At 61.1% G+C, this 22,322-nt stretch carries 22 protein-coding genes; 12 read left to right on the top strand and 10 right to left on the bottom strand.

Going from position 1 to position 22,322, the window contains the following annotated elements; all coding sequences use genetic code 11:
- Window positions 1-32 precede the first annotated feature (32 nt).
- From purF to HY29_RS14420, 4 genes are all read left to right on the top strand, one after another.
- The gene (gene purF / locus HY29_RS14435; protein ID WP_034798186.1) at window positions 33-1,484 is read left to right on the top strand and encodes an amidophosphoribosyltransferase; all 1,452 of its coding nucleotides are present in this window, start codon (window positions 33-35) and stop codon (window positions 1,482-1,484) included.
- 90 nt (window positions 1,485-1,574) lie between these two features.
- On the top strand, window positions 1,575-2,297 hold the full coding sequence (locus HY29_RS14430) for an SDR family NAD(P)-dependent oxidoreductase (RefSeq protein ID WP_034798184.1): 723 nt from the start codon (window positions 1,575-1,577) through the stop codon (window positions 2,295-2,297).
- A gap of 3 nt (window positions 2,298-2,300) precedes the next feature.
- A complete protein-coding gene (locus HY29_RS14425; RefSeq protein ID WP_034798182.1) occupies window positions 2,301-2,648 on the top strand; it encodes a DUF3088 domain-containing protein in 348 nt (115 codons plus the stop codon).
- 32 nt (window positions 2,649-2,680) lie between these two features.
- Window positions 2,681-3,166 (top strand): GNAT family N-acetyltransferase, encoded by a 486-nt coding sequence (locus HY29_RS14420; protein WP_034798406.1) that lies wholly within the window; start codon window positions 2,681-2,683, stop codon window positions 3,164-3,166.
- Here HY29_RS14420 and HY29_RS14415 read toward each other — a convergent pair.
- A complete protein-coding gene (locus HY29_RS14415; RefSeq protein WP_034798180.1) occupies window positions 3,135-3,860 on the bottom strand; it encodes a helix-turn-helix transcriptional regulator in 726 nt (241 codons plus the stop codon). The genes HY29_RS14420 and HY29_RS14415 overlap by 32 nt on opposite strands.
- 90 nt (window positions 3,861-3,950) lie before the next feature.
- On the opposite strand from HY29_RS14415, the gene HY29_RS14410 reads away from it, so the two are divergent.
- Complete coding sequence (locus tag HY29_RS14410; RefSeq protein WP_051601566.1) at window positions 3,951-4,691, top strand: glutathione S-transferase family protein; 741 nt, start codon at window positions 3,951-3,953, stop codon at window positions 4,689-4,691.
- Between the two features lie 35 nt (window positions 4,692-4,726).
- Here the strand turns inward: HY29_RS14410 and HY29_RS14405 are convergent, their stop codons facing one another.
- From HY29_RS14405 to HY29_RS14395, 3 genes are all read right to left on the bottom strand, one after another.
- Entirely contained in the window at window positions 4,727-5,476 is a 750-nt protein-coding gene (locus HY29_RS14405; RefSeq protein ID WP_155838363.1) for an FkbM family methyltransferase, read from the bottom strand.
- A gap of 127 nt (window positions 5,477-5,603) precedes the next feature.
- The gene (locus HY29_RS14400) at window positions 5,604-6,209 is read right to left on the bottom strand and encodes a glutathione S-transferase N-terminal domain-containing protein (protein ID WP_034798176.1); all 606 of its coding nucleotides are present in this window, start codon (window positions 6,207-6,209) and stop codon (window positions 5,604-5,606) included.
- 14 nt (window positions 6,210-6,223) lie between these two features.
- Window positions 6,224-7,237, bottom strand: coding sequence for a 2'-deoxycytidine 5'-triphosphate deaminase (locus HY29_RS14395; protein ID WP_034798175.1), 1,014 nt, complete (start codon window positions 7,235-7,237; stop codon window positions 6,224-6,226).
- A 64-nt stretch (window positions 7,238-7,301) separates the two neighbouring features.
- Between HY29_RS14395 and metZ the strand changes: the two genes are divergently transcribed.
- Together metZ and apaG are read left to right on the top strand one after the other, a co-directional pair.
- Complete coding sequence (gene metZ / locus HY29_RS14390; RefSeq protein ID WP_034798174.1) at window positions 7,302-8,504, top strand: O-succinylhomoserine sulfhydrylase; 1,203 nt, start codon at window positions 7,302-7,304, stop codon at window positions 8,502-8,504.
- Window positions 8,505-8,529: 25 nt separating this feature from the next.
- Window positions 8,530-8,946: a Co2+/Mg2+ efflux protein ApaG gene (gene apaG / locus HY29_RS14385; RefSeq protein ID WP_034798173.1), complete on the top strand. Its 417-nt coding sequence runs from the start codon at window positions 8,530-8,532 to the stop codon at window positions 8,944-8,946.
- A 27-nt stretch (window positions 8,947-8,973) separates the two neighbouring features.
- On the opposite strand, the gene HY29_RS14380 is transcribed toward apaG, so the two are convergent.
- The 5 genes from HY29_RS14380 to HY29_RS14360 form a co-directional block, all read right to left on the bottom strand.
- Entirely contained in the window at window positions 8,974-9,720 is a 747-nt protein-coding gene (locus HY29_RS14380) for a DsbA family protein (RefSeq protein ID WP_051601565.1), read from the bottom strand.
- 96 nt (window positions 9,721-9,816) lie between these two features.
- Window positions 9,817-11,202 carry a M48 family metalloprotease gene (locus HY29_RS14375; protein WP_034798172.1) on the bottom strand — a complete coding sequence of 462 codons (1,386 nt, stop codon included), beginning with the start codon at window positions 11,200-11,202 and terminating at the stop codon, window positions 9,817-9,819.
- A 91-nt stretch (window positions 11,203-11,293) separates the two neighbouring features.
- Window positions 11,294-12,304, bottom strand: coding sequence for an ABC transporter ATP-binding protein (locus HY29_RS14370; RefSeq protein ID WP_034798171.1), 1,011 nt, complete (start codon window positions 12,302-12,304; stop codon window positions 11,294-11,296).
- Window positions 12,301-13,914: an ABC transporter permease gene (locus HY29_RS14365; RefSeq protein ID WP_241765223.1), complete on the bottom strand. Its 1,614-nt coding sequence runs from the start codon at window positions 13,912-13,914 to the stop codon at window positions 12,301-12,303. The genes HY29_RS14370 and HY29_RS14365 overlap by 4 nt, the downstream gene beginning before the upstream one ends.
- A gap of 6 nt (window positions 13,915-13,920) precedes the next feature.
- On the bottom strand, window positions 13,921-14,985 hold the full coding sequence (locus HY29_RS14360) for an extracellular solute-binding protein (RefSeq protein ID WP_034798170.1): 1,065 nt from the start codon (window positions 14,983-14,985) through the stop codon (window positions 13,921-13,923).
- Window positions 14,986-15,211: 226 nt separating this feature from the next.
- Here HY29_RS14360 and HY29_RS14355 point away from each other — a divergent pair, with 226 nt between their 5' ends.
- The 4 genes from HY29_RS14355 (at window position 15,212) to HY29_RS14340 (ending at window position 19,623) form a co-directional block, all read left to right on the top strand.
- On the top strand, window positions 15,212-15,466 hold the full coding sequence (locus HY29_RS14355; RefSeq protein WP_034798169.1) for a hypothetical protein: 255 nt from the start codon (window positions 15,212-15,214) through the stop codon (window positions 15,464-15,466).
- Between the two features lie 38 nt (window positions 15,467-15,504).
- A complete protein-coding gene (locus HY29_RS14350; protein WP_034798167.1) occupies window positions 15,505-16,659 on the top strand; it encodes an FAD-dependent oxidoreductase in 1,155 nt (384 codons plus the stop codon).
- A gap of 146 nt (window positions 16,660-16,805) precedes the next feature.
- Window positions 16,806-18,383, top strand: a complete 1,578-nt coding sequence (locus tag HY29_RS14345) for an ABC-F family ATP-binding cassette domain-containing protein (protein ID WP_034798166.1) — start codon at window positions 16,806-16,808, stop codon at window positions 18,381-18,383.
- Window positions 18,384-18,450: 67 nt separating this feature from the next.
- On the top strand, window positions 18,451-19,623 hold the full coding sequence (locus tag HY29_RS14340; RefSeq protein WP_155838362.1) for an acyl-CoA dehydrogenase family protein: 1,173 nt from the start codon (window positions 18,451-18,453) through the stop codon (window positions 19,621-19,623).
- On the opposite strand, the gene HY29_RS14335 is transcribed toward HY29_RS14340, so the two are convergent.
- Window positions 19,620-21,476: a pentapeptide repeat-containing protein gene (locus HY29_RS14335; RefSeq protein WP_155838361.1), complete on the bottom strand. Its 1,857-nt coding sequence runs from the start codon at window positions 21,474-21,476 to the stop codon at window positions 19,620-19,622. The two genes, HY29_RS14340 and HY29_RS14335, sit on opposite strands and share 4 nt — an antisense overlap.
- Window positions 21,477-21,889: 413 nt before the next feature.
- On the opposite strand from HY29_RS14335, the gene HY29_RS14330 reads away from it, so the two are divergent.
- Window positions 21,890-22,303, top strand: a complete 414-nt coding sequence (locus HY29_RS14330) for a hypothetical protein (RefSeq protein ID WP_034798162.1) — start codon at window positions 21,890-21,892, stop codon at window positions 22,301-22,303.
- The last annotated feature ends 19 nt before the right edge of the window (window positions 22,304-22,322 follow it).

The raw sequence follows: 22,322 nt of genomic DNA, 5'->3' as shown, positions 1-22,322 counted from the left end.
CGCAATACTGTCACTCAGGAGGTGCGTCTCAGATGGTCTATTTCGATCATGATGATGACAAGCCACGCGAGGAGTGCGGCGTCTTCGGAATCTACGGAAACCACGAAGCCAGTCTTTTGACGGCGCTGGGCCTTCATGCCCTTCAGCACCGCGGACAGGAAGCGTGTGGCATCATCACCTTTGACGGAAAGCGTTTCCCTTCGGAACGCCATCTCGGCATGGTGGGTGAGCATTTCGGTGGAGACCTGCGCCAACGCCTCCCGGGCCACGCTGCCATCGGTCACAACCGTTATTCCACACAAGGGCGCACCATGCTTCGCAATGTGCAGCCCATTTTTGCAGACCTTGCCGGGGGCGGCTTCGCGGTTGCCCACAACGGCAATCTGACCAATTCGCGCAAGCTGCGCACAGAACTGGTGAAAGACGGGGCGATCTTCCAGTCCACCATGGACACCGAAGTCATCCTGCACCTGGTTGCCCGGTCCACGCGCCCGCGCTTCCTGGACCGGCTGGTTGATGCGCTGCAGAAGATCGAGGGCGGCTATGCCCTGGTCGGCCTGACCGGCAAGAAACTGATCGGCGCGCGTGACCCTGTGGGCCTGCGCCCGCTGATCCTGGGCAAGCTGGGCGAAGCCTATGTCCTGGCGTCAGAAACCTGCGCGCTGGACATTATCGGCGCGGAATTCGTGCGTGAGGTCGAGAATGGCGAGATCGTCGTCATCAGCGAAAAGGGCGTCGAATCCCATCGCTTCGCCGCGCCGCGCCCGTCCAGCCCGTGCGTGTTCGAATATGTCTATTTCTCCCGTCCGGACTCAATCGTTCAGGGCCGCTCCATCTATCAAGTGCGCCGCCGCATGGGCCATCAGCTGGGCCTTGAAACCCCGGCAGACGCCGATGTGATCGTACCGGTGCCGGATTCCGGCGTGCCGGCCGCGCTCGGCTTCTCCGAACAGACCGGTATCCCCTTCCAGATGGGCATCATCCGGAACCACTATGTCGGGCGGACCTTCATCCAGCCGACCCAGACCGGACGCCAGAGCGCTGTCTCCAAGAAGCACAGCCCGAACCGCGCCGTGCTGGATGGCAAGCGCGTGATTCTGGTCGATGACTCCATCGTGCGGGGCAACACGTCCAAGAAGATTGTCCAGATGGTGCGTGAGGCCGGCGCCAAGGAAATCCATTTCCGCTCGGCCAGCCCCCCTATCGTGAACCCGGATTTTTACGGCATCGACATGGCCGCCAAATCCGAACTCTTCGCTGCGATCCATACGCATGAGGAGATGGTGAAGGAACTGAACGTCGACTCGCTCGGCTTCCTTTCCGTGGACGGCCTCTACAAGGCGATCGGAGAGCCGCAACGCAATCCGATGCAGCCGCAATTTGCGGACCATTGCTTCACGGGCGTCTATCCGACCCCTCTGGTAGACAATGAACATGCCGAGGCCGACAAGGAACGCCAACTTTCCCTGCTGGACGATGCCTAAGTCTTTGGCTTGAAGGCAGATCAGGACATCAGGTCATCCCGGAGACGTGCCGCGCATTTTCCGGGATGACATAACAGGATAACAGGGCCCATGACTGACACTCCCCGCATCACCCTCGTGACCGGCGCTTCGCGTGGCATTGGCCGCGCCGCCGCGCTTCAACTGGCCGAACGGGGCGACCTTGTCATTGCCGTCGCCCGCTCCAAGGCTGCGCTGGAAAAGCTAGACGACGAGATCCGCGCCAATGGCAGCGAAGCCGTCCTCGTGCCGATGGATTTGAAAGATACCAAGAGCATCGAAACACTTGGCAAGGTGATCGGAGAGCGCTTTGGCCGTCTTGATGGCCTGGTTGCCAATGCCGGCATTCTCGGCACGCTGGGCCCGGTCGAAACCTGCGGCCCGCGCAGCTTTGAGGAAACCATTGCGGTGAACCTCACATCAAACTTCCACCTGATCCGCGCGCTGTCGCCCTGGATGCACCAGTCGGAGGCGCCGCGCGCAGTATTCGTCAGCTCTGGCGTCGCGCGTACCCCACGCGCCTTCTGGGGCCCCTATCAGGCCTCCAAGGCAGGCCTTGAAGCGCTGGTGCTCGGCTGGGCGGATGAGAATGAAAACCTGAAACTGCGCGCCAATCTCTACAATCCGGGCGGCACCCGCACCGGCATGCGCGCCGAGGCCATGCCGGGCGAAGACCCGATGACCCTTCCAACCCCGGAAGAGGTCGCTGCCGAACTGGTTAAAATGGTCAGCCCGGAAGAGACCCGCAGTGGCCAGCTGGTCAGCTACCGAGACCTTCAGCAGACAAAGCATTAGATCATGCAAAAAGACACGCTCTACCTTCTGGACCCGCACAATAGCGATCCGGCCTACCCTGACGCGGCCTATTACTGCCCGGACTGCATCATCATGGAAGGCCTATTGGTCAGCTATCCGGAGCTCTCCGAAAAGCTGGAGATCCACCGCATCAACTGGGCCCGCCCGCGCATGGAGATTGTCAGCCTTCTGGGTGAAGACAATCAAGGCTCTCCTGTTCTGATCCTGTCTGACACAGGCGAAGGCCTGGACGGCGTGCAGCAGCATGACGGCCACTATTTCATTAATGACCGCAACGCCATTCTGCATGCGCTGTCCCGCCGTCACGGCATCCCCGCGCCGCACCCTTGATGCAGGCTGCCCTTACAGGCAAAAGCAATTCCATGACTTCAGACGACTTTACCACACGTATCCGCATCCGCTCCGCCATCCCGGATGACGTGCCCGTGCTGAAGCAGTGCGAACAGGGCATCATTTCGGCTGAGCGGCCCTATGATCACACTCTGCGGCCAGACCCGATCAGCTATTATGATGTCGGCGAGCTGGTCATGTCAGACGATGCCGAAGTGGCGGTCATCGAGCTGGAGGGGGAGATCATTGCCACCGGCTATGCGCACAAACAGCCCTCAAAGCCTTATGTCGAATCCGACTATCATGCCTTTCTCGGCTTCATGTTCGTGCACCCTGACCATCGCGGCAAGGGATTGAACCGCCTGCTGATGGATCACCTCTTCGCCTGGGCCCGCTCACGCGGCCTGCCCGAAGTGCGTCTTGAGGTCTACAGCAACAACACGCCCGCGATCCGCGCTTATGAGAAGACAGGCTTCAAACCCTACATCACCGAGATGCGTCTGAATCTGGAGGACTAGCCGCCTTGCGGCGCTGCTCGGCACGCTCCGCTTCCCAATCCTTGCGCAGGCGCGCGACGCGCTCGGGGAATCGGCCCTCCAGCATCTCGATCTGTTTTACCCGGTCTGTCCGGAAATGGCGGAAGCCTTGCCGCAATTCACACCAGGCACACATCATCCGTATGTCATCTGCATACACGATCAGGAATGGCCACACCGTGCGGCGGGTCACATTGCCTGCCTCGTCGGCATAGCCAAGATCCATCTTTCTCTGGGTGCGGATCGCTTCGCGCACCAGCGCCACATCAAAGGAATCCTCCGGGCGCTTGCGAAAGCTGACTGGAAGAAGCCCGGAATCCACAATCACGGGCTGCAGTTCCAGCGGTACAGCCGTGGATAATTTCGCGATAAGATCCTCCGCGCCGCGCACCAATCGCGCATCCCCACGCGCCGCCACCCAGCGCGCGCCCAGAACAGCGGCCTCCAACTCATCCGTCGTCAGCATCAGGGGCGGCATGTCATATCCAGACTCCAGCACATAGCCGGTGCCCGCCTCCCCCCGGATCGGCACGCGCTGTGCAATCAGCTCCGCCATATCGCGGTAGAGCGTGCGCAGGCTGATCTCCAACTCCTCGGCCAGTTCCTGTCCGGTAACGGGCCGGGACTTGCGGCGCAGAATCTGGATGATCTGGAAAAGCCGTTCGGTGCGTCTCATGAAATGATCCCTACTGCCACACTGCTGACACCATGCTGTCAGCAGCCCTCCGCTATCAAGCCCTCATCACGAGCCAACAGGAGAAAAGTGATGATCACGTTTTATGGATGGGGCCCCATGTTCGACTGCCCTTCGCCCAGCCCCTTTGTCATGAAGTCAGACATTCAGCTGCAAATGCTGGGCGTCAGCTTCACCCGCGCCATGGCGGATCTCGAAAGCGTTCCGAAGCACAAGGCGCCATACATCATCGATGATGGCCATCTGGTCGAGGACAGCAATTTCATCCGCCGCCATCTGGAAACCAAGCTCGGCCGCGGCCTCTATGACGGCATGAGTGGCAAGGAGATCGCCGCAAGCTGGGCCCTGGAGCGCATGGCGGAAGGACAGCTCGCCAAGATCATGGCGTATGAGCGCTGGATGAAGGATGAGAACTTCAACAAAGGTCCGGCCCAGTTCTTCTTGGACGTGCCGGAACCTGCCCGCGCGGGCGTACGGCAAGAGGTGCGCAATGGTCTTGCCGCCATGCACACCGGCGAAGGCACGGGCCGTTTCACGGATGAGGAACGGATGCAGCTGGCCGACTGGGACATCGGAGCCATCGCCATGCACCTTGGGGATCAGGACTATATGTTCGGGGACGAACCAAGCTGCGCGGATGCCGCTGTTGCCGCTGTCCTGATCGCCTGCGCGACCGAGTATTTCGACACGCCGCTGAGCGGTCTTGTCCGCAAGCACGACAATCTGGTGGCCTATATCGACCGAATGACCGCGCGCTATTTTGCAAACATCGACTGGCCAGCCTCGTACATCATGGCAACCGAACCAGCCTGATCCGTCTGGGTTCCCCTAGGTCTCGCCCCGGCAGCTCAGTCTGCCGGGGTGAAGACCGTATTATGCTCCATGGCATCAAACGGCAGCACCTCGCCCGTCGTGATGCTGCGCGCGACATAGCCGCGTTGGCGGAAGAAATCTGCCAGTTCCTCAACCGTCGAGTCGAACCGGCTCTGATGGGCTTCCACCTCGCACAAGACTGTGGGCCGGTGCAGTTCAATCGTCTCGACTGCGCCGCGCAGCACGTTCAGTTCCCCGCCTTCAACATCAATCTTGATGAAAGAAATCGGGCCGGTCTCGATACGCTTGATCACGGTGTCCAACCGGGTCAGCGGCACCAATTCCTTCTTCACCTCAAAGCGGCCCTGGAAATCCTGATCACTGCCAATATGCGCCAGGCCGACACCAATATTACGGGATTTCTTGATCGGCACACTCAGCGTCACCATGCCCTCATCATCGCCCAGCGCCAGAGGCAGCACCATGATCTGGCTCTTCCCGCGCATGAAGCCCGCCACTGTCATGACTGAGCGCGGCATGGATTGCGGCTCGAACGCCACGACCAGTCCGCCTTCGGAAAGTTGCGACAGGCGCCTGGAAAACTCCCCGACATTCGCGCCGACATCAATCGTCGTTGAGCCCGCCGGAATGTACTTCTTGAGCATGCCCAACTCGGCCTGCCCCTGGTTCATATACGCACGTGGCTTATGAAAGATGGCCTTGAAAAGCTTCTCGGCTGCCGTGCGATGGCCACTCAGAAAGAAGCCATTATCAATTGTAATCACCAACTCACCCCATACTCGTCCTGGTTGCAGACAAGCCCAGAATCAATGGTTGAACAAGTTACAATTATAAAAAGAATCTCGAACTATCAGCGCGCATGCCATGTGCAATACGCATTACACTACAGCCCTACTCTTCCGGCGGGCGCGTGCGGGCGAAGCTTTCACGTGCGGAAATCTCGTCATACCAGTCTGCCAGCTCCGGATGCGGGGCCCGCCAGTCGAGGTCCGGCAACCTGAAATCGAGATAGCCGAGCGCGCAGACATAGGTGATCCGGCCAAGATCGAACGCCTTGGCGTCTTCCGCAATCTCCTCGGCAATCTGGTCCACGCCGCGATGGATGGCCCCCGTCCAGCGCTCCTGCCACATCGCAGAGCGCTCTTCTTCGGGCCGTCGGCTTTCCATGACCAGGCCAAGGGCCGCGTCCAGAATGCCATCTCCCAGGGCTTGCGCGCGCAGCACGGTCCAGCGGCGCGAACCTTCCTTGGGTAGCAGGCGCTTGCCGCCTGCTTCATGGTCCAGATACTCGCAGATCACCGGGCTGTCATAGAGGGCATAGCCATCCCCCAGGATCAGCGAGGGGATCTTGCTGAGCGGATTGTGGATGATCTCTGGCGCGCCCTCTGCCATGGAATTGGCCTTCACCAGTTCCACCTCATCTTCCATATCATGCTCGATAATCACGACACGAACTTTTCGCGCATAGGGCGAGGTGAGAGAATAATGAAGTTTCATGGGCCAGCCCCTCTTCAGGCAAAATGCTTCGACAGTTTCAGTCCTTGCCCCTGATAATTGGAGCCTTTTCCACCATAAAGGCCCTGCGGTTTGGATGCCATGCTTTCATAGATCAGCTTGGCGACCGGTTGGCCGTGTTCCAGAATAAACGGCACATCGCGTGAGCGTACTTCCAGCACGGCGCGGCTGCCGCCGGAATTCATGCCAAAGCCCGGATCGAAGAACCCCGCATAATGCGCACGGAACTCGCCCAGCTCCGGCGCGATCGGGGCCATCTCTGCGGCCTCACTTGGCGCAACCTTTACCGTCTCCCGGCTGACCAGAATATAAAACTCCTCCGGGTTCAGAACAATCCGGCCATCACGTGGCCAGACCGGTTCCCAGAACTGGCTGGCCTCATGCGCGCCAATTCCGCGAAGGTCCACGATGCCGGAATGGTGCTTGGCGCGCCAGCCAACGGGCTGGTCGCCCTTCACTTCCAGGTCGATGGAGACGACTTTCTCTTTCAGCGTCTCGGGCCGTTTGCGCTTGAACCGGATCTGCGCCAGCCGGTCCCCCGGCCGCACCATGATCGGGAAGGTCCGCGGGCTCACCTCCAGGTAAAGCGGCCCGGAATAGCCCATCGGCACTTCATCAAAGGCGCGTGAGCGGTTCGTCACCAGGCGCGTGAACACGTCGATCCGTCCGGTGGAGCTTTTCGGGTTCGCCCGCGCCGCAATGCCGGGCGGCAGACGCAGATGTTCCTGCAGCGGCACCAGATACACACAGCCCGTCTCCAGCACCGCGCCTTCCTTGGTCAGGTCGATCCGGTGCATGTGGATGCCCGGCTCCTGCAGCATCTCGGCAACCGTGCGCTCCTTGCCGGGCAGAAAGCTGGCCCGCAGGCGATAGGCATCCTCTGCCAGCCTCAGATCCAGGCTGGCCGGCTGCACCTGTCCATCGTCCAGCGGCAGGTCTGTCCGGATCGCCCCGGCCTCTGCCAGCGCGATGATCTCATGGTCTGGCAATACACCCGAATCTTCGGCCATCTCTTGCACCCCTTGCCGTCTCAGGCATAAGACCCATTACACGAAACACAAGGACTATAGTGTCATGGCAGATGGACAAGGTAGCGATAGCAAAAAGGGCTGGAAGCCTGCGACCCGTGCGGTGCGCGGCGGCCTGATGCGCTCGCCCCATGGCGAGATCTCCGAAGCGCTATATCTCACCTCCGGCTACTCATATGACAGCGCCGAACAGGCGATGCGCCGCATGGCGGGCGAAGAGGATGGCTTTGTCTATTCCCGCTATGGCAGCCCGACCTGCGAAATGCTGCAACAGCGCCTCGCCCTGATCGAAGGCGCAGAGACCTGCCGCGTCGCGGCCTCCGGCATGGGCGCCATCTCCAGCGCGATACTTGCGCCGCTGAAGGCGGGTGACCGCGTTGTGGCGGCCACGGCCCTGTTCGGCTCGTGCCGCTGGATCATCGCCAACCAGATGCCGAAATTTGGCATCGAAACCGTCTTCGTGGACGGCTCGGACCTTGAGGCCTGGGAACGCGAGATCGCCAAGGGCTGCCAGCTCGTGCTGATCGAAAGCCCGGCCAATCCGCTGCTGGACGGTGTGGACATCGAAGCGGTGTCAAAGCTGTGCAAGAAGGCAGGCGCCGTGCTGGTGGTCGACAATGTGTTCGCCACGCCGATCCTGCAAAAGCCACTGGAGCTTGGCGCTGATCTCGTCGTTTACTCCACAACGAAGCATATGGACGGTCAGGGCCGCGTCATGGGCGGTGCAATCCTCGGCAAATCGGCATATATCGAAGAGATGATAGATCCGTGGCTGCGCCATATGGGCCCTGCGGCCTCTCCCTTTAACGCCTGGGTCGTGCTGAAAGGATTGGAGACGTTGAAGCTGCGCGTGGACCAACAGACACAGAATGCCGCGCGCCTGGCAGATGTCATCGCCGATCACCCGGCCATCGCGGCGGTGCGCTATCCCCACCGGGAAGACCACCCGCATTACGAAGTGCACAAGCGCCAGATGAGCGCTGGTGGCACAATGATCGCGCTCTCGCTCAAAGGCGGACAGGACGCCGCGTTCAAATTCCTGAATGCGCTGGAGCTGGTCGATATCTGCAACAATCTTGGCGACACCAAATCCCTCGCCTGTCACCCCTCCTCCACCACGCACCGTGCGCTCAGCGATGAAGAGCAGGCCTCAATGGGGCTTGACCGTAGCTGGATCCGGATGTCCGTCGGATTGGAGGATTCTGACGATCTTGTAATGGATTTGACCAACGCCCTTAACAGAGTGTGAACCAATAGGATTGAATTTTACAGGAATGGGCAGACGGGTTCCACCTCCACTATATGAACAGATCACGGATGGTGTCCGCATCCGGGTTCGCCCGAAATTCATGCATGATGAATCAGAGCCGGCAAAGGCTCGCTTCATGTGGTCCTATACAGTCGAAGTAGAGAATGAGAGCCAGCAGACCTGGACCATTGTGCGCCGTCACTGGCGCATCGTGGATGCCGCTGGCCGGCGCCAGATTGTCGATGGGGACGGCGTAATCGGCCAGACGCCGACGCTCGGGCCGGGAGAGCGGTTCAGCTATACATCCGGCGCGCCACTGTCTGCCCCGTCGGGCATCATGAGTGGCACCTATGATCTGGAAAGCGATGATGGCGCCACGCTGATCGCCACCATCCCTGTCTTCTCGCTGGACAGCCCGTACGAAACGTCCGTCCCTTCTTGAGGCTTGGCCCTCTTGAGGCCTGGCCTTTTAGCTGTCTAGTTGACCCTCGATCAGCTCGATGATGCGCGGCGTGTTCGCCCCTTCAATGTAATTATCGCCTATGAAGAAGCCCGGCGTGCCGTCGACGCCCAGCGTCCGGCCCAGCTGCTTCATCTCTGCCAGCTGCTTCTGGATTTCCATGGAGCGCATGTCGGCGCGCATCTTCTTCACGTCGATGCCATGTTCCTTGGCAATCTCGTCCAGCTTCGCTTCGGTGAGATCGTCATTTTTCTTCAACTTCATCAGCGCAACGTGATACTCGTTGTACTTGCCCTGCTTGCCAGCCGCGAGGGCTGCCAGCGCAGCGGTCTCGCTGATGCCGCCAAAGATCGGCAGTTCCTTGAACACGACGCGGACCTTGCCGTCATATTCCTCGGGCAGGTTCTGCACCCAATCGACAGAGCGTTTGCAATAGCCACAGCGATAATCGAAGAACTCGACCAGCGTGACCTCGGCATCTTCCGGACCGATGAAATGGTCATCGGCATGATTATACAGATTGTCGTAATTCTGCATGATCGCGTCCTGGCTGGCCTTCGCCGCCTCGACGCGCTGGCGGTCGGCCAGCTTGATCAGGGCTTCCTCGATGATCTCGGGATTTTCCAGAATGTAGTCGCGCACGACCTCTTCCATGGCCTCACGGTCAGCAGCGGGAGCAGCCTTGCTCTCTGCGCAGGCGGGGGTCAGGGCGACAACCGCCATCGCGGCAGTCATGGTGGCAAGTTTAAAGGTCATACGGGCCTTCCTGTCATCAGGTCTAATATTACGTTTCGCAGATATACAGGCTGCACGGCCCGCGTCCATCAGGCCTGACACAAAGTTGATCGCAACTTATTGGGTCGTGAGCGAAAAGCGCGGGCCCCTGCGGCGATACATATCGCGATTGTCCGGATTGTTGGGGTCTGTCACCATCAGGATGTCATCGGCGCGGCGATAGTCCGGCGTGCCGACCTCAAGATCCTGCACAGCGAAGTGCGCAAAGCGGTTCGCCCGTACAATATCGCCGACCGAATATGCGGACTCGGCGGTTGCCAGCTGTGCTTCGGCGCGGCGGCCCTGCTCCTCATAGGTGATGGCCAGCTGTGCCCAGGCAAAGGCATTGTCCGGCTCCGCGATCAGCGCTTTTTGCAGCGCATCCTCGGCGGCTTCGATATCGCCCGGCTCTCTACGAGCATTGAGAGACCGCGCATAATTGATCAGCAGCAGCGGCGCGCCGGGCTTCAACTCCAGTGAGCGCTTGTGCGGTTCAACCGATTCTGCCGTGCGGCCACTTTCAAACAGGACCTGGCCTTTCAGCTCCCAGAAATACGGATTGTCCGGTTCGTCTTCCAGAAGCGAGTCGATCAGTGTCAACGAGGTTTCGATGTCAGAGGCCTGCATTGCCGCGATGGCCCGGGCATAGCGGGCCGGCTCGCTCTGGTCGCTCGCCGGATATTCGCGCGCCACCTTGTTCGGCGTGTCGAGGAAGCCGATCAGCTTCGCGCGCATCATCTGGTATTGATAGACTTCCCGGTCTGTCGGCTGCACATCCATCATGCCGGAATCCTCGGCCAGCTGGCGCACCGTGCGGATACGGTCAGAGGCCAGCGGGTGGGCCCGGAAATACGGATAGCGGCGGGCGTCTGACAGCACTTCCTGATAGCGGAACTTCTCGAAGAACTCGACCAGGCCGCGCGGAGATTCGCCCAGCTGCGTCAGATATTCCACGGCGGCGGCATCGGCGGTCGCCTCTTCCGCGCGGGTGTGGACGAAGAAATTGAGCGCCGCAAATTGCTGGGACGAGCCGATCAGCGCCGCGCCGGCCCCGCCTTCTCCGGCCGCCATGGCCAGGATGCCGAGCCCGATAGAGAGCAGCGCCGGGCGCATCGCAACACCGGCGGCGCGCTGGCGGCTGACCGAGTGGCCGCACGCAATGTGACAGGTTTCGTGCCCGATCACGCCCTTGATCTGGAGCGGCGATTCCGCCGCGATGATCAGGCCGGTGTGAATGTGAATGTTCTGGCCGTTCGCCACGAAGGCGTTCAGCGACGGGTCATTGATGATATAGAGGCCAACATCGTCGGGGTTCAGGCCCGCAACATCCAGAATGGGGTTTGTCCATTCGCGCAGCGTCTCCTCGATCTCGGTATCGCGGATCAGGCTCTGGGCCGACGCACTGGCAGCCATCAGGGCGGCCATGGCGGCTGTCGCAGCAAGCTTCAGGAAATTTCGCGCCATGTTTAGCGCCTCCCGTTCATCAGTTACGCCCCTGAATTTACGGGGCTCGCCGCCTAAAGGCGAGGGGCGATCAACACTGATGACAGAATTGTCAGGTGTCGGCTGACTGGAACATGAATGTCAGCGCCGGATCCAGGCGGATGCCGATCTCCGTGCCCGCCTTGGGCGCCGTGGTACGCGGAACCAGCGCCGTCAGCGCCTGGCCATTGCATTGCAACAGCAGGCGGCAGAGCGGACCGGTCAGCTGGCTGGCCAGCACTTTCGCCCGCGCCGGAGAGTTCTCGTCATGCAGCACCCCTTCAGGGCGTACGATCAGTTCCGTTCCTGCCGGAACCGCCTGCCCGGCAAGTCCTTCCGGCAAATGCTCGGCCTTCAGGCGGCTGACCGGCCCCAGCGATGCAGCTACGGCGGCGCTCGCCGGATTCATGTAGATCTCGGCGGCCTCGCCCTGTTGCAACAGCGTTCCGCCCTGCAAAATTGCAATACAATCAGCGCTTTCCAGCGCTTCTGTCGGGTCATGCGTCACCAGGAGAGCCGGAATGCCAGCCTCCCGGATTGCGGCCAGAGCCGTATCGCGCACACTGCCGCGCAGCGCCGGGTCGAGGCCAGAGAAGGGCTCGTCCATCAGGATGGCTGCCGGGCTCGGTGCCAGCGCGCGGGCAATCGCCACCCGCTGCTGCTCCCCGCCGGAGATTTCATGCGGATAGGCCTCTGCGCGGCCTGTCAGGCCCAGCCGCTCCAGCCATTCCGCCGCCAGCGCCCGCGCGGCCTCCTTGCCCATGGATTTCAGGCCAAAGGCCACATTTTGCGCCGCTGTCAGGTGTGGAAACAGCGCAAAATCCTGAAAAATGAGGCCAATTCGGCGCTTTTCCGCCGGCACGGTCTTGTCAGGCGAAGACAAAAGCTGGTCGCCCAGCCGGATTTCGCCCGTATCGACCGGCTCCAGCCCGGCAAACAGGCGCAGCAGCGTGGACTTGCCCGCGCCCGATCCGCCCAGCAGGGCCGTGATATGGCCCGGCTGCAGGGTCAGGCTGACATCCTTCACCACCGTGGAGGTGCCATAGCGCCGGGAAATGCCCGTGGCGGTCAGCGTCTCACTCATTGCGTATCTCCAGGCCGGGAATGGCTGAGCCGCCAGGACAGCAGGATCACCGGCAACAGGCCCGCCAGCGTGATCAGCAGAGACGGCAGCGCCGCCGCCGCCAGCCGCTCATCACTGGCATAGGCATTCGCTCGCACAGACAGCGTGTCCCAATTGAACGGGCGCAGCATCAGCGTCGCGGGCAGCTCTTTCAGCGATTCAACAAACAGGATCAGTGCACCAGCCATGGCGCCTGATAGCGCGACCGGCAGGTCCACGGAAACCGCCCGCCGCAGTGGCGAGGCGCCAAGGCTTTCGGCGGCATAGCCCATGGAGGCCGGGGCCCTGCCAAGCGCGGCCACCATCGGCTCGGCGCCAGAGGTCGTGAACCGGCTGGCATAGACCCAGGCCAGCGCGACAATCGCCCATGCCCCGGTCAGCGTGATGCCCAGCTGCCCCATCACGAGCAGCGCGCCCAGCGCCAGCACAGCGCCCGGAATGGCATAGCCGCTCGACGCCATGATGCGCGCAAAGCCTGCAACCAGCCCGCTCTGGCGCGCACTCAGCGCAATCGTCAGCGCCAGTACAAAGGCCAGCGCCGCGCCAGAGCCCGCCAGGATCAGCGTATTGATCAGCGCCTGCCCGATTGGCGCAATCTGGTCATGACTCTCAAGGCTCAGCCAGATCAGCCGCGACACAGGCATGAAGAAGGCGACCAGGAAGACGATGCCGCAGAAGGCGCTGGCCACCAAACCTGCGCCAATTGGCAATTTGGTGCGAGACACCGTGCGCCAGCGTGTTGAGCTTTGTTGGCTGCCTGCCCGTCCGCGCGTGTGACGCTCTGTCAGGATCAGCGCGATCACGATCACCACCAGGATCAGCGCCAGACGGGACGCCGCAGACGGATCGCCAAAGCTCTGCCAGGCGCGAACGATGCCAAAGGTCAGCGTTGGCACCCCGAGAAATTCCGCCGCGCCATAATCTGCTGCCGCCTCCATCAACGTCAGCGCCAGGCCTGCGGCAATCGCGGGCCGCGCGGCAGGCAGCGCCACTTGCCAGAACCGGCGGGCACTGCTGGCGCCCAGGCTGCGCGCGGCTTCCAGGGCGCAGACAGATTGCGACACGAAGGCCGAACGGGCCGTCAGATAGACATAAGGATACAGCGCGCAGGTCAGCACGAAGGCCAGGCCCGGCAGGCTGCGCATGTCCGGGAACCAATAGTCCCGCGCAGACAGGCCCGTCGCCTCACGGATCGCCATCTGGAACGGCCCCATCAGGCCCATCAGATCCGCATAGGCATAGGCCAGCACATAGCCGGGCGCGGCCAGCGGCAGGATCAGCAGCCATTCGAACAGGCCCCGCCCCGGAAAGCGGTACATCGTCACCAGCCATGCAGCCGGAACCGCAATCGCCAGGGTCATGATGGCGGTTAATGCCAGCGTTCCCAACGTGCCCAGCGTATAGCCGGTCAGCAGCGTGTCGCGAATGTGCACCCACACATCTCCGCCGCCGAACACCAGCCCCGCAATCAGCGTGGCAATGACCGGCACAGCAATGATCAGGCCCGCCAGTAAGGCGGGCCCGTCAACGCTTCTGACTCTGAAGCTGCGAAGGTATGTCAGACTTGTCAAAACGGCTTAGTTCCATCCCGCCCGGTCATAAATGGCCTGCGCCTCGCCCTGATTCTCGCCCAGCTTGTTGAGCGGGAAGACGCTTTCCTTGAACTCGGCCGGCAGCAATTCCAGCCCCTCAGGCATCTTGGCACCCTCGATCAGCGGCACTTCCTTGGTCTCGGTCGTCAGCAGGGCCTGGCCTTCCGGCGTGGTCAGCCATTCGATGAAGCGCAGCGCATTCTCGCGATTGGGAGAGTTTGCGGCCACAGCTGCGCCGGTCACGTTCACATGCGTGCCCCAGCTATCCTGTTGCGGGAAGGAGAGTTTCGTCTTGCTGGCCGCGGCGCGTTGCGTGGGAGAGCCCTGCATCATGCGCACCCAGTAATAGTGATTGGTCAGCGCGACCGAGCATTCACCGGCGGCAATCGCCTCGATCTGGGTCGTGTCACCCCCTTGCGGCGGGCGGGCGAAATTCTCCACCACGCTGCGCGCCCAGGCGGCGGCCGTGTCCGCGCCCATCCGGTCGATCAGTTCGCCCATCAGGGACAGATTGTAGATATTCGTGGACGAGCGCATGCAGACTTCGCCATCGAAATCGGCGCTGGCAAGATCGGCATATTCATCCACCTGCTCCGGGGTGACGCGCTCGGGATCATAGACGATCACGCGGAAACGCTTGGTCAGGCCGTACCAGTTGCCGTCCGGATCGCGGAAATGCTCTGGCACCACCTCGTCCAGAATCTCTGAATTGGCGGGCTGTGTCAGACCTGCTGCCTCAAATCTGTACAGCGTGCCCGCATCGGAGGAAATAATCACATCGGCGGGGCTGTTTTCGCCCTCGGCCTTCATCGCCTCCAGCAATTCGGCCGCCCCCGACTCCCGGAAACGCACCTTGATGCCGGTTTCGGCTTCGAACTGCTTGTACATTTTCTTGTCGGAATCATAGTGACGCGCGGAATAGACGTTCAACACGCCCGCGGATTCCGCAGCAGGCGTTACAGGCGCATCACTTTCAGCAGGCTCGTTTGCCGGGCCACTACAGGCGGCCAGAAACAGGGCGGCTGTCGCAAGGGGCGCATACCATTTCATGGAACAATCTTTCTCTTCTCAGCGTTAGAACATCGTTCAAACACAGTTGAGAATGAATCGCAACAAAGCAAGGTAGCGACCTTTTGCCCGTTTCTTGCACATTCCGCCAAAAGAAATGATCCGGAGTGTGAAACTTCTATGGCAGTGCAAATTTTGCATTAATTAAGAGGGGTCTAGAAAGGCTCTCATAAATAAAGGCTACACGGCACAGGATGTGGGGAAGTAGATGAGTGATATTATTGTCGATCTGGCCCTCGGGTCTCCGGAAGAAGACGCAATACTGGCGGCGGCACTGGATGCTTTCCTCAGCGAGCACATCACCCGCAACCCGGCCTGCGATGACTATCCGCAAATGATGGTCCGCACGGCTGTCTGCCCGATGGGCAACATGCACAAGGAAATCATCTTCCAGAGCCAGAAATGGGCCGAAGCCTTCCAGAATTTCTGGGAAGTCCAGAAATTGCAGACAAGTGCGGCCTGAACATTCAATTCCCTGAGAAAATGGCCTAAACAGCGCGCATGACCCGCGCTGATGGCCCTTCCGATTCCCTGCCCCGCATTGCCATAGCTGGCGCAGGCATTATCGGCCTCAGCTGCGCGCTGGAACTCGCCGCCCGCGGCGCGCCTGTTACCCTCTATGATCCGAACCCGCCCGGACGCGGCGCCAGCTGGGCCGCCGCAGGCATGATCGCCCCGGCCTATGAGGCCGCCTGCGAGCCCGGCGTGCATCCGCGCCTGTTCGAACTTTGCCTGGAGAGCGCAGACCTCTGGCCTGGCTTTGCAGAACGCCTTCAGCGCGACAGCGGCGTGCATCTCGGCTATTCCGCCGGGCCGTCCCTCGCCGTGGCTGCCGATGACGCCACCGCGCAGCATCTCTCCGGCATTCTCGAAAACCTGAAAGCCAAGGGCCTGCCTGGCCAGCAGCTCAGCCTTGAGGAAGCGCGCCAGATCGAACCGGCCCTGTCGCCGAACCTGATCCGTGCCCTGAAGCTCGAAACCGATGGCTATGTGAACAACCGCGCCGTCGTTACCGCCCTGTTGACCCTTTGCGAGCGCCATCCGAACATCACGGTTCAGCGCGCCCCGGCGCCGCTGCACGCGCGCGGCAGCGACCTTGCCATTGAAGGCCATGACCTGCTGCTCGTCACGGCCGGCTGGCAAAGCGCCGTGCTTAAAGTGGAAGAGCACGGCCAGCAATTCAGCCTCGTCAATTGGGACACCACGCTCGAAGAGATCGACTCCTATGGCGGCCAGATGCTGTCAGTAGAGCGCCGGGAAGATCATCCGTCCACCACGCTGCGCGCGGGCGTCATCTATATGGTGCCGCGTGGAGACCTTTTGGTCATTGGCGCAACGATGGAACCTGGCCGCACTGAAGGTATGCCGGATACGGAAAGCATTGCCACCCTGCTGGAGAATGCCGCCCGCATCGTGCCGTCTGTTGCAGGGGCCCGTATCACCGACACCTGGTCCGGCGTGCGACCAGGCACACCGGATCTTGCGCCCTTCCTGGGGCGTACACGGCAGGCAAACATGTTCGTCGCCGCAGGCCATTATCGCAATGGCATCCTGCTCGCCCCGCTGACCGCCCGTATTCTGGCGGACCAGATGCTCGGTCATCAGACCAGCGAGCTTGCCAACGCCTTCTCACCAGCGCGACTTCTGCCCGCCTGATCTGGAAATCTTCCGATTAGCCTTGATCGCAGCCTGAAAGTGCGTATCTAGACATCTCGACCGCAGAGATTTTTTGGAGGCCAGACACATGGATATCGCAAAGCCCACCGCTTCGCTGACCCCTTCCATGTACATTCGGCTTCCCCATGTCTTCTTCTCTCACGCTCGACTCTCTTTTCCTCACAGCGCCTGACGGCACGCCGCTTTTTGATGGGCTGACTCTCTCGCTTGGCCGCGAACGCATTGGCCTTGTCGGCCGCAATGGCTGTGGCAAGTCCACCCTGCTGCGCGCCATCGCCGGCGAGATCGAGCCCGCCCGCGGCAGCCTCTCCGTACACGGCCGCATTGGCCGCCTCACCCAGATCGCCGACGAGACCCTCACCGTGTCCGAAGCCCTTGGCGCGGCAGAGGGCCTTGCCATCCTCGCCCGCATGATGGCGGGCGACGGCACGCTGGAAGATGCAGACGCCGCAGACTGGACGCTGGAGCCGCGTCTGGAGGCCGCCCTCTCCGCCACCGGCCTGCGAGAGATGCCGCTGGACACACCCCTCGCCCAATTGAGCGGCGGCGAGCGCACCCGGGTCATGGTCGCCCGCCTGTTGCTGGAACAGCCGGACATCCTGCTACTGGATGAGCCGACCAATAATCTCGATACGGAAGGGCGCGCCGCCATCGCCTCCCTTCTGAAAGACTGGCACGGCGGCGCAATCATCGCCAGCCATGACCGGAACCTGCTGGAACAGATGGACCGGATTGTGGAGCTTTCCCCCATCGGCGTCACCATTTTCGGCGGAGGCTGGAGCGAGTTTCGAGAGGCCCGCGACGCCGCCCGTGCCCAGGCCGAGGCAGACCTGACACGCTCCGTGAACGCCCTGAAACGGGCCGAGGCAGACGCCCAGCGCGCAAAGGAAAAACAGGACCGCCGCGACAAGGCTGGCCGCAGCGCCCGCGCCAAAGGGTCAGAGCCGAAACTGCTGCTGGATGCCCGCGCCGAACGCGCCGAGCACACTGCCGCCCGTGGCAACCAGTTCGCCGGTCGCCTGACCGGAGAGGCCAATGCCTCTGTCGAGGCGGCCCGCGCCCGTGTCGAGATCACAGCGCCCATAACGATGGAGCTGCCACCCGTCCAGCTGCCTGCCAGCAAGGATATTCTGACCGCCACAGACATCACCGCTGCCTTTAACGGGCGCCGCCTGTTCGGCCCACTCAGCTTCACCCTGCGCGGCCCTCGCCGCCTCGCCATTTCCGGTCCGAACGGCTCCGGCAAGAGCACGCTGATGCGCATGATCCTGGGAGAGATCGCCCCCGCGTCCGGCACGCTGCAGCGCCACACGCACCGCATCGCCAGACTGGACCAGCATGTCAGCCTGCTGCCGCGCGAAGGCTCCATTCTGGACGCCATCCTCGCTGTCCAGCCGCACCTTACCTTGAATGAGGCGCACGCTGCCCTCGCCCGCTTTGCCTTCCGCAACACGGCCGCGCATCAGCCTGTCACGACGCTGAGCGGCGGGGAGCGTCTGCGCGCCGGGCTCTCCGCCATCTTTGCTGCGCCAGAGCCGCCGGAACTGCTGCTGCTGGACGAGCCGACCAACCATCTCGACATGGACACGATCGAAGCCCTCGAAGCCGCCCTCACCGCCTATGACGGCGCCCTGATCACGATCAGCCACGACCCGGCCTTCCTCCGCGCCATTGGCGTTGAAGATGATATTGCGCTCCCCTGACGCAGCGCGATTGCTGGACGCGCCGCCCCCTGCGCCTTAAGTCTTTGCCTCAGGAGGACCACGCCGCATGCATCAGATCGCCCCGATGAGTGAAGACCAGGCCGCCATCAAGGCCGCTGTCGAGAAAACGCTCGAGCCCTTCAATGATGAATACTGGGCCAAGACAGACGAAACCGGCGACTGGCCGGAAGAGTTCTGCGACGCCATGGCTGCGGGCGGCTGGCTGGGCATTGCCTTCCCGGAAGAATATGGCGGCGCGGGCCTTGGCCTGAAGGAAGCCGCGCTGATGATGCAGACGGTGACGCGCACCGGCGCGGGCTTTTCCGCCGCCTCCGCCATCCACCTCAACATTTTCGGGCCGAAGCCTCTGGAGAAGTTCGGCAATGCCGAGCAGAAGCAGGAAAACCTGCCCAAGATCATCGCCGGCCAGGAGAAGATGTGCTTTGCCGTGACAGAGCCGAATTCCGGCCTCGACACGTCCAGCCTGGAGACCAAGGCAGAGCGCACCAATTCCGGCTACACCATCAATGGCCGCAAGATCTGGACAACCGGGGCCCAGCGCGCCGACAAGATCCTGATCATCGCGCGCACCACGCCGAAAGACCAATGCGCCAAGCCCTATATGGGCCTCTCCCTGTTCTACACAGATCTTGACCGCGGCAAGATCGAGGCGAACCCGATCCCGAAAATGGGCCGCAAGGCGGTGGAGTGCAACACACTGTTCATTGACGGTCTGGAAGTGCCGAAGGAACACCTGATCGGCGAGGAAGGCGCGGGCTTCAAATATCTGATCCAGGGCCTGAACCCGGAACGCGTTCTGTTCGCGGTGGAAAGCATCGGCCTCGGCTTTTCGGCGCTGGAGCGCGCGGCTCAATATGCCAAGGATCGCGTCGTGTTCGGCCGCCCCATCGGCCAGAACCAGGGCATTCAGCACCCGCTCGCCAAGGCCTGGGCGGAGCTGTCCGCCGCCGAACTGCTCGCCTACAAGGCGGCCGGGCTTTATGATGAGGGCCTCGATTGCGGGGCGGAGGCGAACGCCGCGAAATATCTCGGCACAGAGGCCGGCTTCCGCGCCTGCGAAACCGCCGTGTTGACCCATGGCGGCATGGGCTATGCCAAGGAATACCATGTCGAGCGCATGATGCGCGAAGCCATGCTCGCCCGCATCGCCCCTGTCAGCCGCGAGATGATCCTCAACTTCATCGCCGAACGCGTTCTGGGCCTGCCGAAGAGCTACTAATTGATCTGGAACCGCCGCCGGATCGCAAGGCCCGACAGGAACACCAGAATAATCGCGCTCAGCGACTGAAGGCTGGCGAGCAGGCGCAGGCCAATGGGCGTGCCGTTAATATAGAGGCGGTGTTCAAAGCCATCGCCCAGATGCTGCTTGCAGGCTGCCTGTGCCGGGCCGGTCAGCGGGTCCAGCATCTGGCCAATCGCCGTGCACGGATCAGGCGCATCCCACGGCCCGAATGGCAGAACCTGCCCAAGGGAGAATGCCATCGCTTCGCCGAAATGTTTCCAATTGGGGGCATAGATAAACCAGTCCCCCATCATCATATAGGCAAGCGCAAACAGAAACATCCCGATGATCAAACAGACAAGCGGCCGCGCGACCGAGTTTCCGTAATTGGACGCCCCGCCATAAATGCGAGACATAATCCGTTCTCGGAGCGAGATGCCCTCTTTCTCTTGCCAGAAGGCCAACTGTTGAAGTGTCGTATATTTCGGGCGGCCACGCCTGCGCCGGGCGATCAGTTCCAGCCGGTGGAACCGGCCCTCTTCCACCCTGTCCCGCCTGTCTTCATTAAACAGCTTGAGCGTCCGATAACAGTCTTCCAGAGCCCGGAAATATTCGATCCGATCTCCACGCGGGCCTCTCTTGAAGGCCAGCGCCTCGGCCTGCCGCCATTTCTGAAATGCTTCAATGTCTCCCTCATAGACAGCCGACCATTTTGCAGCCTCTCGCACATATTGCTCTTTCTGCCACTCAGGCGCATCTCCCGCAGGTTGTTGCGGCTTTTCCGGAATAGCGCGTTTCAGATTTTCCAGTCCTGCTTTCAGGGCATCAGGCACTGGCAGGAAGCGTGCCTTTGTCTTTCCCCGTTCCACAGCAAGCTTGACATTTGTGCTCCCAAAATTGATGCCACGATGCAGCACGCTGCCATGTAGTTTGAATATATGGAAAAAGTGCGCGCCATGGAAATCGGATTCATTCGTGCTGGGCCCATTCAAAATGTCCCGGTTGGAAAAGTCAGCCGGGCCAAGAAACATAGCCCCTTTTGCGTTGAAACGCTTGACAGACCGCCGCGCGATGGACAGCGCCGCAGGCTCGCCTGTCAAACGCCCCTCCAAAGCCACCCCCGTATCCCCGGCTTGCGACGACAACGCGATGGACTGGTCCACACGCTCGCTAGTCAGGCTGCGCCCTTCTCCGCTGAAATTAGCGTCCCCAAAAAATACAGCTTTAGAGAAATTAGCAATCTCTAGAAAAGCAGTACTTTGAAAACTAACACCTTCAGAAAAGGCGGCTGCCCCAAAAATAGCCTGCCTCCAGAAAACGGCTGAATGAAAACTACAAAATTTAGCGAAAGCAACTCGGTTGAAGAGTGCATGTCCTAAGAAAATTGAGTTATTGAAAATAGCCCATTCTGAAAAAATGCTATCAGTAAAATGGCTCTCCCCTGAGAAGATCGCATAATGAAATCTGGCATTCGTGTGAAAGGATGCTTTCTCAAAAGTCACGTACATCCCGAAAGCGGCATAGCTGAAATCCGCATCGCCTAAAAAGTCGGCCTGCCGGAATTGCGTCTCTCCGAAGAAAGCAGCTAGGTGGGCATTTATAGAGATGGGAATTCGCTCACAGTCCAGTCTAGACAGCGTCGAGAGCTTATTAAGATCGAAATCGCCAATTATAGCGCCTTGCCATTGAAGACGATGATCAGCGCCTTCAATGCGAGCAACATCATCGAATTTTGTTTCAATAACTTCGTCAGATAGTACAGCGCTAAGCGTAGCGTTTACATCCCTACCGAACGCATCATCCTCCGCGCCCTTCAGCGTCTGGCTGCCATCCCGGAATGTCAGCGGCAAGTGAACGCGCGTGAAGCGTCGCCCTGTCTTCGGGCACTGGAATTCAGGCCGCTCAACATCCCCAGCCACCCCCGCCCGACGCCAGTAATCCTGCAGCGTCGCCTGACGGCCCTCCACACCATCTGCTGCAGGGACGGGCACGCCATCCTCGGGCACGATCCAGCCTCTCCAGTCTTTCTTCGCCAGACCGTCCCAGGAATAATCCTTATCCCACCACCGGTCCCACCATTCCTGGGAAATTGCCATCTGCCTGCCCCGTCTTGCCCCTGCAATCACAGGTTAGCGGGCCGCGGGGCCGTGTAAACCTGCGCACGCCGGCTTATCCCACATTTTGTGGGCCGGGATCTACCCGGATCATTGGGAGATGAAATTAGTTTTCCGACACCCCTGCGTGCCGGGATATACTACGCCCCATGGATCAGCTCTTCGCCCCTCCCCGTGATCTGACACCGGAACTGGAGCCATACCGCTTCTGGATCTGGCTGCAGCTGATTGTCGTGCGGATGTATATCCGCTCGATCAAGGGGCCCGGCGTGCCGTTCATGTTCACAATGAACCGCCATGGTGATGTCAGGCTTGTTTATATTGGCGATACGGCAGCTGAACGCGAAGCGGCCCTCGCCAAACAGAAACATCAAGATCCGTTTGCGTGGGAACCAAGCCAGGCCTTCGCAGCGGCGCTTGATGGCAGCTCCCTCATGTCCGCTCACCCCGGGGAAAGCCGGGGCCCAGGACGGCAGGCTCTGGACGCGCAATTCTGGATCCCGGCTGTCGCCGGGATGAGCGCGAATGTTGCGGGATGTATGCTGCCACCGCCAGACACCTGACCCGTCTCTTTACGGATGA

This window comes from Hyphomonas beringensis (genome assembly GCF_000682755.1).
GTDB lineage: Bacteria > Pseudomonadota > Alphaproteobacteria > Caulobacterales > Hyphomonadaceae > Hyphomonas > Hyphomonas beringensis.
This window is presented reverse-complemented; position numbering and strand designations above follow the sequence as displayed.